Origin of the sequence: Flavobacterium pectinovorum (assembly GCF_022802975.1) — a bacterium.
Taxonomy (GTDB): domain Bacteria; phylum Bacteroidota; class Bacteroidia; order Flavobacteriales; family Flavobacteriaceae; genus Flavobacterium; species Flavobacterium pectinovorum_B.
Window position 1 is genome coordinate 367,120 of record NZ_JAFEVZ010000003.1, and the last position, 13,816, is coordinate 380,935.

Genomic DNA, 13,816 nt, shown 5'->3' on the forward strand with positions numbered 1-13,816 from the left:
TTATAATTATGCTTCAACACTTCCAATTTCGTTGATTTCATCAAAATCATTTTTAGGATCAGGTCCGTAAGCATTTGTACCTTGCTCACCATCTGTACAAGCTAATACTAATAACCAAATAGCACCTATAATAGGAATTAAAATAATCAACATAAACCAACCGCTTTTACCCACATCATGTAAACGTCTTACACCTACAGCCAAACTAGGTAATATAACTAATAAACTATATAAACTACTTATTATTCCTGTCTCAGCAATTCCAAATGTTGTTCCGATAGTCTTATCAATTATCGTTAAAATGATCGATATAATCCCACTTGCTAATGCAAAATACCAATATTCACTTCTTCTTGCACGACCATTAAAATTTACATAGTTTTCAAAAACCACTTTTTTGTACCATTCAATCATAATTAATAAAATTTAGTTCGTTAATTTCTACTCTTTTTAGGATTTTCGGCTCCTCCTTAAATTTAAAATTTTGTTAAATTTAACAACAATATTAAAAAAAAATAACTTCAAAAACTAATTATGTAAACTAATTTTACAGAAAAAACCTGTTATTAAAACCCAAAACCAAATCGATAATTATTTTGAATACAAAGCCTTTATTTTATCTACAATAACCTGAGCCAGACGTTCATGGCTTTCAAATGTCCAGCCTGCAATATGGGGGGTCAGAATTACTTTTTTACCATCAAGCAGATACTGAAAAGCTTCCGGAGTATTTTTTTCCTGAAAAAGCGTTTCGAAAGAAAGTTTCTCATATTCCAACACATCCAGACCAGCTCCTAAAACCTTTCCGGACTTCATGGCTTCTACTAAATCTGCCGTAACAATGTTTTTACCACGGGAAGTATTTATAATCCAAAATGGCTTTGCAAATGCATTAATAAAATTCAAGTCGATCATTTTGTCGGTTTCAGGCGTCCAGGGAATATGCAGACTTAAAACATCTGTTTTTTGATGTAATTCCTGTAATGAAACCTGTTTTGCGTTTTCATCACCTACATTATCTGCAATATCATAACACAAAACGGCAACATCAAAACCTCTTAGTTTTTTGGCAAAAGCTTTTCCCATATTTCCATAGCCAATAATTCCAACCGTTTTACCATCTAGTTCATATCCGCGATTGCTTTCCCTATTCCATTCTCCTAAACGAATTTCACTATCAGCCTGATTCAGTTTATTAAAAAGGGACAAAATCATACCCAGAGTATGTTCTGCAACAGCGTTGCAATTACCTTCCGGAGCCGCAATTAGATTGATATCTTTATCCAGAGCGTAATCACAATCAATACTCTCAAGACCCGCACCAACTCTGGCAATAAACTGAAGATTGACTGCTTTATCTAAAAATGTTTTGTCTATTTTAAAACGGCTTCGAATTACGATTCCGTTATAATCCTGAATTTTGGCTTCGATTTCTTCTTTTGAAGAGGTAAAATCGGCATGGTTTTCAAAACCCGCTTCTTCTAATTGTTTCCAAAGAATAGGATTATTGCTGTCGATATGTAGAATTTTTATGCTCATTATTATTTTTTAAATTAGATAAAACAAAAATACAGTTTATTCTTTATTTCTGAATCCGGAATATTTTAAACTGATGCACACAAATTTTTTATTGGCCTAATTTTTTTAACTTTGAAAATACACCATTGAAAACATTTTCATTATCATCTTTATCCGTATAACTTTTCTCAAATGAAATTAACCAAAACTTTTAAAGCCTTTTTTGAAAACGAAAAATCAGGAGGCCTGTTATTGCTTTTTGTTACTATTCTTTCCCTTACTCTGGCCAATTCATCTTTTCAGGTACCCTATATTGCTTTATGGGAAAAAGATTTGGGTGGACACTCCGTTACACATTGGATTAATGATGGTTTAATGACAATTTTCTTTTTATTGATTGGATTAGAACTGGAACGTGAAATTTATCATGGCGAATTATCCAACATCAAAAATGCTTCTTTGCCTATTATTGCTGCCTTAGGCGGAATGCTGGTTCCTGCAGCCCTCTTTTTAGCTCTAAATTACGGAACTGCTACTCAAAACGGTGCCGGAATACCGATGGCAACCGATATTGCATTTGCTATTGGAATTTTATCTCTTTTGGGCAATAAAGTACCAATATCACTAAAAGTCTTCCTGACTGCATTGGCCGTTATTGATGATTTAGGCGCTATAATTGTCATTGCGGTTTTTTATACTTCTTCAATTGCCTTTGTAAATCTTGCTATTGCTATGGGAATTTGGGGTCTTTTATTTGTTTTGAACCGAATGAAAATTCATAACCTGATTCCGTATTTGATTGGTGGTGTTACCATGTGGTATTTCATGCTAAATTCCGGTGTTCATGCCACTATTACGGGAGTTATATTAGCATTTGTGATTCCGTTTGGTGATGGCGGCGAAAAATCAACTTCGTATAAGCTGCAACACTTTTTGCACAAACCAGTTGCCTTTTTTATTTTACCATTATTCGCCATTGCAAATACCTGTATTACCATTGAATCTGACTGGCATGAAGGCCTGAACCATCCAAACACACTCGGAATTATTTTAGGATTGGTCGTAGGGAAACCTTTAGGTATTTTACTTTTTTCTTTTATTGGAGTAAACGCCGGTTTTTGTGCTTTACCAAAAAAATTAAAATGGCCTCATCTGTTAGGTGCGGGAATGCTGGGCGGAATTGGTTTTACGATGTCCATTTTTATTACCATTTTAGCTTTTAAAGATTCTGAAATCATTCTTTTTTCTAAAATTGCCATTCTGATTGCTTCTGTGCTTTCCGGAATTTTCGGATTTGTTTATTTGAAATACATTTTAGAGAAGAAAAACGTTTAAATTCCAATGTAGAAATTCCAAATTCCAATTATTCCACAATATTATCATCCTCTGAATAAGGAGAAATAACATGCTAAACTCCTATTCCTAAAGCCAATCTTTGCCGAATTATTAGTGCTATTTCTCCTTAAGTAGAAATAACATATAGGTCTAAAAACAAAAATTCCAAATCCCAACATGAAAATTGGAATTTGGAATTTTAAATATTGTAATTTCTTATTTCAATAATCCTTTAATCTGTTTCAAAGAAGTTTTGATTCCTTTTATTAATGAAGAGCTGAAACCATTGTGTTCCATTTCGTTAAGACCTGCAATTGTACATCCCTGAGGTGTTGTTACACGGTCAATTAATTGCTCCGGGTGTACTTTTTCTTCTAATAGCATTTTTGCAGCTCCTTTTGCAGTTTGTGCAGCAATTGCCAAAGCGGTTTCAGAATCAAATCCGATTTCGATTCCGGCCTGCATAGAAGCACGAATATATCTTAAAGCATAAGCGGTTCCACAAGCACCTAAAACAGTTGCAGCGTCCATTAGTTTTTCGTCAATAACCGGAGCAGTTCCTAAATCCTGAAACAAATCTACAATTAGCAAAGCCTTCTCTCTGTCTTTTTCAGGAAAAGAAATACAAGTAGCCGATTCGCCAAATTGTGCGGCAATGTTAGGCATGATTCTCACTACCGGGAATTCATTATTTGTTTTGGATTGCAGCATTTCCAAAGACAAGCCACTTACTGCTGAGGCAATAGTTTTTCCCTGAATAACAGGTAAAATCTCTGCCAGAACAGTATCTACCTGATACGGTTTTATAGTCAGAATTACCACATCGGCTTCCTGAATATTGTGTTTGTTATCAGATGAAACGGTAATTCCTAATTCAGTTAAATACTGAATACTCGCAGTGTTTCTTCTGGTAACGGTAATCTGGTTATTTTTTGAAAATTTTGCAATCCCCACGGCAACAGAAACCCCTAGATTTCCTCCCCCTATAATATGTACTCTCATGCTTAATTTATTGCTGATTAATAGCGTGTTTTTCAAGCCCCAAATTACACAGATTTTAAAGATCTTAAATCACTGCAATCTATTAATTTGTTGCAAAACTTAAAAACCAAGAATCAATTTGGCTACCCCAAAATAGAGCATAATTCCAAAGACGTCATTGGTTGTGGTGATAAATGGTCCCGTAGCAATTGCAGGGTCAATTTTATTTTTATGTAAAAAAAGCGGTACTAAAGTCCCTAAAGTTGCAGCGAATAAAATGACTACAATCATCGAAATTGAAATTGCCAGTCCCACTAAATACTGCTGATACATAATCGAATGATAGCCCAGCAAAAGCAATGAAATAATACTTCCTGATATCATCGAAACGGTAATTTCTTTAGTAAAATAACCACGGCTGAATTCTTTTAAAGTTCCGTTTGCCAGTCCCTGAACTACAATCGCTGATGCCTGAACACCAATGTTTCCGGCAGTTGCCGAAAGCAAAGGCACAAAAATAATTAAGGTTGAATAGGTTTGAAACGTATCTTCATTTCCTTTTAAAACAAAAGACGCCACAATTTCGATTACCATACCAATCAAAAGCCAGGGCAAACGTGCTTTTGTCAACTCTAAAACACTGTCATTCGATTCAACGTCCTGCGTAATACCCGCAGCCAGCTGGTAATCTTTATCGGCTTCGTCCTTGATTACGTCTACGATATCATCGATTGTAATTCTTCCCACCAAACGTCCCAGCTCATCTACAACCGGAATGGCTTCCAAATCGTATTTTTGCATGATACGGGCTACTTCAACATCTTCGGTATCTACGTTTACAAAATTCAGTTTTCGAATATAAACATCGCCTATTTGGGTTTTGGTTGAAGAAGTCAATAAATCTTTAAGTGATAGTCTTCCTTTTAACCGGTTTTCATCATCGACTACATAAATTGAATGTACTCTGGAAACATTTTCGGCCTGAATACGCATTTCTTTCACGCAGGTCAATACATTCCAGTTTTCATTGACTTTTACAAGCTCTTTCCCCATCAGACCACCGGCAGAATTTTCGTCGTAGCGCAACAAATCGACAATGTCTTTTGCGTGCTCAACGTCAATCAATTCCGAGATTACTTCTGCTTTAATTTCCTGTGAAAGTTCGGCTATAATATCTGCCGCATCATTCGTTTCAAGCTCATCAAGCTCTTCGGCAATTTCTTTTGGTGAAAGTCGGCTTAAGATATTCTCACGCAGATCATCTTCTAATTCAAGAAGAATCTCAGCGGTTTTATCACTATCTAAAACCTTAAAAATGTAGGTTGCATCGTCAAAATCCAGTTCATCAAGGATTTCGGCAATATCTGCGTGGTGCAAATCGTTAAGTAAAACTTCAAGTTCATTGTCGTTTTTATGAACAATATGCTCTTCTAATTGCTGGATTAATTCTTTGCTAACTTTGAACTCCATCGGCTTCTATTTTTTGAGTCAGTTCAATAAATTCATCTACACTAAGTTGCTCAGGACGTTTATCAAAGATAGTGTCTAATCGCAACTCATCAGTTAAATTTAATGTTTTCAAACTGTTACGTAATGTTTTTCGTCTTTGCTGAAAAGCCGTTTTCACTACTGTGAAAAACAACTTTTCACCACACGGAAGGCTATAATCTTCCTTTCGGGTCATTTTCATCACACCCGATTTGACCTTGGGCGGAGGAATAAAAACATTTTCGTCTACAGTAAACAAATACTCAGTATCATAGAAAGCCTGTGCCAGAACGGACAGTATTCCGTAAGTTTTAGATCCTTTTTTCTCGCAGATTCGCTCTGCAACTTCCTTTTGAAACATCCCGGAAAATTCCGGAATCTGATCTCTGAATTCTAATGTTCTAAAAACAATCTGAGTAGAAATGTTATAAGGGAAATTACCAATAATAGCGAACTGCTTATTTTCGTAAACTTGATTTATGTTGTATTTCAGGAAGTCTTCTGAAATAATTTTGTCTTTTAATTTTGGATAGTTGGCATCCAGATACGCAACAGACTCATTATCAATCTCGATTACTCGTGTTGTTACCTCTTTGTCAAGTAAATATTTAGTAAGCACACCCATCCCCGGTCCTATTTCTAAAACCTCATCGTATCCCTTTAAACTCAAAGTATCGGCAATTGCTTTTGCAATACTTTCATCTTTAAGGAAGTGCTGTCCTAAATGTTTTTTGGCTTTTACTTTTTCCATTTTCTTTTCTTGTTTTGCCGCGAGGGCGCAAAAGTATTCTTTTTGCAGCGAAGACTCAAAGGCTCAAAGCTTTATTTTTTATTTATTTCTCGAAGTTGTTGAACGTCTAGCAAGTCTTTTCCCTATTTGCTTTGATTTTACTTGTAATCAGGTCTTCTAAAGACAAAACATTCCATTTTAGAAACGTTTTATCATTTACAGTGGTTTCTTCACTATCGTTATACGCTTCCTCAAAACTTTTATTTACTGAAAACTTAGTTATCAGTTCCAAATCTAAATCAACTGGGGAAAATTTTACAGATATATTTTGCTCCTGCTGTTTTACATTTTCAGGAAAATCATCAATTTCACATCCCATTTCATTAAAAACCAATACCAGTTTTTTAAAATTATCTTCTGTAGTATCAATCCAGAAATCAACATCAGCTGAATGTCTCTGATATCCATGAAAATTAACCGCTCCGCCGCCAACCATTAGCATTCTAACACCGTGCTTATTAGCCAAAGCAATAAATTCATCTATATTTTGATCCCAAAGTTTTGACACCTTTATTTCGGTTTTATAATAATTACAAAATTATCTTTATTCTTTTCTATTCTATTCTTCACAGGAAATTGACTTATTCGTTCACTTAGTCTCAAAAAGCTATAAAATCGTTCTGCTTTTGAAAGTTTTAAAAATTCTTCCTGCTGCTGTTTATTACTTTCATCCTTTGTTTGAAATCGAATTTCCATAATAGCCTTTTTAAAATTGAAACTTAAACTAATGTTCCGAAATAACCTCTAACTCTGTTCTGAAAGAAAGCATTTTATCTGCAAACAATTCTAAAGCCTCCTGACGAAACTTAGGCGCATCTTCCAGATAATATTTTTCTAAGGTTGCTTTACTGTCTGTTGTATATTGAACTGAATAGGTAATTCCTCCCATTTCTTCTTCAATTAAAACTTTTACAATTCGTGCAGATGAAAATTTTTGGGTTGCTAAAATTTCAGGTATATGTTTTTCCTGCATCCATTGTAGCCATTGGTCATGAACACTTTCGTGTATATTGGTGGTAACGTTGTATATTATCATTTTTTCTAAAGGTTCTGAGATTCTGAGTTGCTAAGATTCTGAGTTTTTTCTCAAAACTTAAAACAGATCGTCATTTTATTAATTCATTTTTTGGAATTTGGAATTTATAAATTGGAATTTTATAAATTCTTGTCTCCTCTTAATTCCCGGTATTTTTTCCTGGCATCAACAAAGTAAATACTGTCCTGATGGTTAAAAATTACCTTTTCATACAAAGGTTTTGCCTTTTCTGTATCTTTTAGTGCATCGTTGTAAATTTCTGCCGAAAAAAACAAAGCTTCGTCTACATAAATTCCGTCGCTATGATGGTCAATCACTTGCTGGTACTGACTTAAAGCCGAATTATAATCTTTCAGGCTTTCATAGATTTTACCTAAACGCAACATTGTTACAGCTTCAATTTCCTGCCCTTTGAAAGACTTCAGAATGTTTTGAAATTGTGTAATAGCTTCCTGCTTTCTATTCTGATAAAGTAGAAAATCACCTTTTGCAAACTGTTTCAAAGCAGTTTGTGTCGAATCGGCAACGGTGTTGTCATTAATCAGTAAAAAATATTCCAGAGCATCATTGGCGATCAATTGTGTGTTTGCCGACTTTAATTCTTTGAATTGTTTTAAAGCCCATTCAAAATCAGTTTTAAAATAACTTGTTTTGGCCGCTTTTAAACTCGCTTCATGCGACATCACATCATTCTTTAAATCCAATTGAATTTGCGAATAATAAATCAGTGCCTGATTGAATTTTTCTTCCAAAAGCAAAATGTCACCCAATTCCATTTTGGCATCAGCTTTCTGATATTCATTTAAATTAAGTTCTAAAGCCTTTTTTACAACGGTCTTGCCTTCTTCTGTCTTTTTTAAATTAAAAGCCAGAAAATGCGCCTGAATTATTTGCAAAGATAAGGTAAAAGGAGTCACGCCATAGGTTGTAAGCAAATGTTCTAACTCTGTAGTGATTGCCGGGTAATCTGTTTCAGATGCTTTATCAATTTTAATCTGCATCAAACTTGCATTCGTCCTAATCAGCAAATCCTGATCTTTCGTATTCAGCAGAATGAAGTTTAAAATTTCAGAAGCGGTTTCCGTATCGTCTTCATTCAGTGCAAACTGACTTAAATTAACAATACTAATCAAGGATTCAGGTTCCCGTTTGTAAATCGCTTTTTCCTGAATAAAAGCTTTCCCGAATTCTTTTTGCTGAACATAAAACCAACTCAGGTAATGATTCCAGAACACATCCTGATCTTTTTGTGTTTTTAAGATTAAAGCTTTACGCATGGCATCCTTAAAAGCAGTATTATCCGTTTCTCCATTCATAAAACGCGATAATTGCGTCTGAATTAAATTTGAATTCTGTGGATTTTGAAAGGATTCTGTCAATAAAAGGTCAATCATCAAATCGGTTTTGCCTAACTGTCCGTACAACATTCCTATCTGGAAATTAAAATTGTAATTCGGCTGAATCTGCATTGCCGTTTGATAAGCCTTTAATGCATATTCCAGTAATACTTTTTTCTCAAAAGAATTTGCAATTCCGTAAACATCATTCGGATTGGCTTTGATTTTTTCGACTGCCTGATCGTAGTAACTTTTAGCTTTCGATTCGTTTTTCTGCAATTGAAAATTATATCCCAATTCGACTAAAAAAACACCTTGTTTGTAACGGTTATAACGATCCTGAATGGCTTTTTCAGCATTAGTAAACTGCTGCAGCTGCTGATAACAGTCAACGGTTCTTAAAAAATATTGGGTATTGGATGGCACACTTTTTAAAAGCTCTTCGTAACTGATTTTTGCTTTCTCGAAATCGCCTTTATCATAATAATATTGAGCAAGCTGCTCGTTTTGAGAAAAGGCGAAAGAAGACCACAACAAAACGATATAGATACAGATGTTTTTCATATTTCAGTTTTTAATGTGTGGTTTAACAATTAAAAAAACCTAACAGGTTTTAAAACCTGTTAGGTTTGACTATAAAAATTAATCTATAATATCAAATCCGCAGTAAGAGCGTAAAACCTCAGGGATTACAATTCCTTCCGGCGTTTGGTAGTTTTCTAAAATTCCGGCCAAAACTCTTGGCAAAGCCAATGAACTTCCGTTAAGTGTATGAGCCAATTGGTTTTTTCCGTCTTTGTCTTTGAAACGCAATTTCAAGCGGTTTGCCTGAAATGTTTCAAAGTTTGAAACAGAACTGATCTCTAGCCAGCGATCCTGAGCTGTAGAAAACACTTCAAAATCATACGTCAAAGCAGCGGTGAAACCCATATCACCACCACACAAACGTAAGATTCTGTATGGTAATTTCAATTCCTGCAAAATATTTTTTACGTGTTCCACCATTCTGTCAAGGGCTTCATAAGATTTATCAGGATGTTCAACACGTACAATTTCTACTTTATCAAATTGGTGTAAACGGTTTAATCCTCGTACGTGCGCTCCGTATGAACCTGCTTCACGACGGAAACAAGGCGTATAAGCGGTATGCAACACCGGAAGATCACTTTCGTTTAAGATCACATCACGAAATAAATTCGTAACCGGAACCTCAGCAGTCGGAATCAAATATAAATCGTCAATAGTCGAGTGGTACATTTGTCCTTCTTTATCCGGCAATTGTCCTGTTCCATAACCTGAAGCTTCGTTTACCAAATGCGGCACCTGTACTTCGTTGTAACCGGCAGCTGTATTTTTATCTAAAAAATAGTTAATTAAAGCACGCTGTAAACGGGCTCCTTTTCCTTTATAAACCGGAAAACCTGCACCGGTAATTTTTACACCCAATTCAAAATCGATGATATCGTATTTTTTTACCAGTTCCCAGTGAGGCTGTGCGCCTTCGTGTAAAACCGGAATATCACCTTCTTCAAAAATATTTAAATTTTCTTCAGGTGTTTTTCCTTCCGGAACGATATCTGCCGGAAGATTCGGTAATGTGTATAATTTATTGGTCAGTTCAGCAGCCAAAGCTTCTGCTTTTTCGCCTAATTCTTTGCTTTTTTCTTTTAATGAAACCGTTTTTTCTTTTAAGATTGCTGCTTTAGCTTTCTCGCCTGCTTTCATTAATTCGCCTATGTCTTTGGACAATTTATTAGATTCAGATAAAGTGTTGTCTAATTCTACCTGAGCTGCACGACGGTTTTCGTCTAATTGCACCACTTCTTCCACAACGCTTTTAGCATCGATATTTCGTTTTGCTAAAGCCTTGATTACTTTCTCCTGATTCTCTCTAATAAATGCGATTTGTAACATAGCTTGGTTTTTATAACTATTGTATTTTTTATAACGGAAGCAAATTTAAGGAAATGTTTCCTAAGATTACGACAAAGTTTTAGGGGAAAATGTGTTCAGAAGATGGTTTCGCAAAATTGCACGAAGGTTTAGCAGAGAGATTCTCAAAGTTTTTTTGCCAGAAAAGTTAAATTAGTCTCACAAAAGGCGATAAAAATCCCAAAAGTGCTTTTTATTTTTGCGTCGCTTTAAACTGATCACAGCGCTTTTTTACACTTTTATACTCCGTACTATCTATTTTTTCAGTTTTAAAATCTATTTTTTTTAACTCAGATTTCAATTTTTCAATATCACTGTTTTCATAAACATCGATTTTTCTGCTTTTGCTGATTCCTTCATTTTCATTTTTGAAATAAGTGATTTTTTCTATTAATACGGCATAAGGATCTTCCTTTTTTCGTTCAGCTTTATAAATCAAAATATCCTTGCCGTTCACTATTTCTGCAAACAATAAATTTTCATTTTCATAATAACTAAAATCAAGATCCATAAATTTCTCGTACTTGTATTTTACATCAATTTTAGTTTCGTGATTCGTTTTGTATCTTTTAACTTTTACTTCTCCCTCACTATCTTTTTTCTCAAACTCAACATCTAATTTGCCTTCAGCATTTACTCGTTTTATACTTTTTTCTACATTTTCTGTCCAGTCAGACTGAACGAAAAGAAACATCGAAATCATTACTAAGTATTTCATCTTATCAGTTTTAAAAAAATCTTAATTATAATCGAGAAACCTGTATCGGTCATCTTTTTTAAATGCATAAGCCTGACCGTTGTATTTTATTCTTTCGGATTCTTTTTTTACTTTGATACTGGATTTTTCTGCTGAACCCGTTTCCTCATCTGCCTCTACCGCAACTTCATACGAAAAGTTTTTTGAAACGATTAAATCCAGAAAACCATTTGTTTTTGTATCCGAAAGAATCATCCCGGTTTCTAATGTTTCCAATTCAAAAGAACTTCTGCCATTTGAATCTCCTTGCGTTTTCCGGATTGGATATTCGTATAAAAGCTTCTTAATTTTATGGTTTACCAATGCAAGAATCGTAAATTTTTGCTGCGAATATAAACTTACCCGACTTCCTGAAGCTTCCTCGGTATAAAACGCAACTCCCGTTGTATTCTCGTTTAACTGAATTAAATTTTTAAGAATATAGCTTTTCGAAAAATGCATCCCTTCATTTTCATTGTAGCTCAAATTAAAATCGGCTTGCTGAGCAATTATTTTACCATCTGCTTTATTAGCAAAAAGGTATTTTCTTTCAAAATAATCTCCTAAATCATCTTCTTCGGCATTTCCTTTTTCCGGCTCATCTGTTTTAACTAAATGTGTAATCACAAAAAAGGCAATCTCATCATTATAGCTGATAAAACTGGTTTCACTGATTTTAATATCTGAATATTGAATCGCCAGACTGGCTGCAACTTTTGACAATAAATTCAAATCCAGTTCTTTTGATTCTTCAAATTCATCATTATTTTTAAAAATCAGTTTCTCAACATCCTTTTTTTCTACAACATTACTTTCAGCGTTTTGTTGGGTTATCAAGTCTGGATTTTGTGAATTTACAAAAGCTGTTTCCTTTTCGGTTTTTCCGCAAGAGCTTAAAATAGACAGAATCCCAAATAGTAATAGGTAATTTTTCATGAATGATTTTTATTTGAAGACAATTCAAATATATCATTTTCTTACAAACCTTATTAAAAAATTAAAAGACTAACAAATAAAACACTAGAACTATTTACGTTCCAACAACAATTCTTTTAACTCAGCGGTCTTTAAAAAAGCAGCAAGACGTCCGGACAACAAGAGCATTTCTCTCTCTTCGGGGGTTATTTTTAGTTTTGTTTCAACATGAGAAGCAAATTCATAAAGAATCAAAACATTGGCTGCTGTTAGTTCGTTAAACTTACTACGGGCTAATGTGGGCAGGATTATTTCGCCGTCTTTGTCACGTGTAAAACTGAGTTCGCCAAACTGTTCTATTAAATCGTGTTTTAATTTGTTATGAAACTTTAACCAATTATCGTAATCATCATCGGTATTTTTGAGTTCGGTAACGATTTTTTCATACGCTTCATCTTTTTTTAATTTGTGTAAATGATCACGCAAAGTAGTAAAACCAATAACCTGATAATTAGAAACTGGTATTTTATATCTTTCAAATGCGTTTTCAACATCCCTTTCAAAAGTCATATACCGAGTCTGAACGGTGTACAATGAAGCCGTTTCAAGCAATGAAATCAGTTTGATTTTTTCGTCATTTATATAAGGTTCCTTTTTACCCTGCCCCAGACAATCAATAAAAAGTGCTTTTTTATTTTTATTATCTACTTTAAAATCATTGTGAAGCAGTTCCATTAAAGTTTTATACCCCATATTATCTGAAGCACCGCCGTCAATAATACACAATATTTTATCCTGTCCCTTAATTCCGAATTTTGTTTTTGGAAGTACTCCCGGAAAAGCAGAACTCGCCGTTATGCCATAAGTAAGCGGAAAATCATAACCGTTGTTTACCTGATTTTCGTCTAAACAAATCGAAGCTTTATTGGGAGCCAGAGACGAATTTATATTCAGTCCCCTGATGACATGTGGCATAAATGCAACTCGCTCTCCATTATTATATGCAGTTCCGTTGGCAATCATCATAGGTAAATGAGGAATTTGGCTGCTGCCTTTGGGAACAAAAAAATCAGACAAAAGCATTTGAGTCTTGCATTTATCAGGATTATCAGGATTGGTGCTGTCATATTGCAAAACCTCCAGATCCAATTGCTGGGTCATAGATATTTTATCTCCTTTTTCATTTTTACTATTATTCAGAAGTGATAAAATACTAGCCGATTTATTTACATAATCTTTATAAGCATCGGCTTTAGAAAAGTAAAAATTATTAAAGGACTGATGATTTTGGTAAAGCTTATTTTTCAGAATTGTTAAATAATAACCCGCCGAATAACAGCCTCCTGAAACCGTTGAGAAATAATCGATTTCATTTAAAAAATTACGATGAGAATTGTTTCCTTCAATTTCTTCTAAACCCAACAACACGCCCATGCTAAAAAACTGAGCCCTGGAACCTCCGCCGGAAATTGCAACTCCCAAAGCTATATTGGGATTTTGAAGCTTTTTATCACGTTCCTGAACCGATTTATATTCATTTAAAGAAACCGTCGGAATCGAATTGTAGTTAATCTCTGAAAAAAGACTGATTTTATTTTGAGAAAATCCTAATTGAAAACTTAAAGAGCACAAAATCAGGAAAGCCTTGCAATATCTGTAATTCATTTTACTTTATTTAGAAACTAATTCACTGAAAGCGAAGTTACAAGAAAGTTGAATACGATAAAACAAGGCTGACCGATAAAAAT

Annotated in this window: 14 protein-coding genes; 1 reads left to right on the top strand and 13 read right to left on the bottom strand. The window is 34.4% G+C overall.

The window, feature by feature from the left end:
• Window positions 1–6 precede the first annotated feature (6 nt).
• The gene (locus FLV_RS06450) at window positions 7–414 is read right to left on the bottom strand and encodes a DUF805 domain-containing protein (protein ID WP_243232027.1); all 408 of its coding nucleotides are present in this window, start codon (window positions 412–414) and stop codon (window positions 7–9) included.
• Window positions 415–591: 177 nt separating this feature from the next.
• The gene (locus FLV_RS06455; protein ID WP_243232029.1) at window positions 592–1,539 is read right to left on the bottom strand and encodes a 2-hydroxyacid dehydrogenase; all 948 of its coding nucleotides are present in this window, start codon (window positions 1,537–1,539) and stop codon (window positions 592–594) included.
• 171 nt (window positions 1,540–1,710) lie between these two features.
• Between FLV_RS06455 and nhaA the strand changes: the two genes are divergently transcribed.
• Window positions 1,711–2,853: a Na+/H+ antiporter NhaA gene (nhaA, locus tag FLV_RS06460; RefSeq protein ID WP_243232030.1), complete on the top strand. Its 1,143-nt coding sequence runs from the start codon at window positions 1,711–1,713 to the stop codon at window positions 2,851–2,853.
• Window positions 2,854–3,069: 216 nt separating this feature from the next.
• On the opposite strand, the gene proC is transcribed toward nhaA, so the two are convergent.
• The 11 genes from proC to FLV_RS06515 all read right to left on the bottom strand — a co-directional run bounded on the left by proC (window position 3,070) and on the right by FLV_RS06515 (window position 13,733).
• Window positions 3,070–3,855 (bottom strand): pyrroline-5-carboxylate reductase, encoded by a 786-nt coding sequence (gene proC, locus FLV_RS06465; RefSeq protein WP_243232031.1) that lies wholly within the window; start codon window positions 3,853–3,855, stop codon window positions 3,070–3,072.
• A gap of 99 nt (window positions 3,856–3,954) precedes the next feature.
• Window positions 3,955–5,304, bottom strand: coding sequence for a magnesium transporter (gene mgtE, locus FLV_RS06470; protein WP_243232032.1), 1,350 nt, complete (start codon window positions 5,302–5,304; stop codon window positions 3,955–3,957).
• Window positions 5,288–6,073: a 16S rRNA (adenine(1518)-N(6)/adenine(1519)-N(6))-dimethyltransferase RsmA gene (gene rsmA / locus FLV_RS06475; protein WP_243232033.1), complete on the bottom strand. Its 786-nt coding sequence runs from the start codon at window positions 6,071–6,073 to the stop codon at window positions 5,288–5,290. The genes mgtE and rsmA overlap by 17 nt, the downstream gene beginning before the upstream one ends.
• Before the next feature lie 106 nt (window positions 6,074–6,179).
• Entirely contained in the window at window positions 6,180–6,620 is a 441-nt protein-coding gene (locus FLV_RS06480; RefSeq protein WP_243232034.1) for a nucleotidyltransferase, read from the bottom strand.
• Window positions 6,621–6,622: 2 nt separating this feature from the next.
• Window positions 6,623–6,808: a hypothetical protein gene (locus FLV_RS06485; protein WP_243232035.1), complete on the bottom strand. Its 186-nt coding sequence runs from the start codon at window positions 6,806–6,808 to the stop codon at window positions 6,623–6,625.
• 28 nt (window positions 6,809–6,836) lie between these two features.
• A complete protein-coding gene (locus FLV_RS06490) occupies window positions 6,837–7,148 on the bottom strand; it encodes a DUF4286 family protein (RefSeq protein ID WP_243232036.1) in 312 nt (103 codons plus the stop codon).
• Window positions 7,149–7,267: 119 nt separating this feature from the next.
• A complete protein-coding gene (locus FLV_RS06495) occupies window positions 7,268–9,049 on the bottom strand; it encodes a tetratricopeptide repeat protein (RefSeq protein ID WP_243232037.1) in 1,782 nt (593 codons plus the stop codon).
• A gap of 78 nt (window positions 9,050–9,127) precedes the next feature.
• A complete protein-coding gene (serS, locus tag FLV_RS06500; protein WP_243232039.1) occupies window positions 9,128–10,399 on the bottom strand; it encodes a serine--tRNA ligase in 1,272 nt (423 codons plus the stop codon).
• A gap of 211 nt (window positions 10,400–10,610) precedes the next feature.
• A complete protein-coding gene (locus FLV_RS06505; RefSeq protein ID WP_243232041.1) occupies window positions 10,611–11,135 on the bottom strand; it encodes a hypothetical protein in 525 nt (174 codons plus the stop codon).
• A gap of 21 nt (window positions 11,136–11,156) precedes the next feature.
• Window positions 11,157–12,089: a hypothetical protein gene (locus FLV_RS06510; protein WP_243232043.1), complete on the bottom strand. Its 933-nt coding sequence runs from the start codon at window positions 12,087–12,089 to the stop codon at window positions 11,157–11,159.
• 90 nt (window positions 12,090–12,179) lie between these two features.
• Window positions 12,180–13,733, bottom strand: coding sequence for a patatin-like phospholipase family protein (locus tag FLV_RS06515; protein WP_243232046.1), 1,554 nt, complete (start codon window positions 13,731–13,733; stop codon window positions 12,180–12,182).
• Window positions 13,734–13,816: the final 83 nt, after the last annotated feature.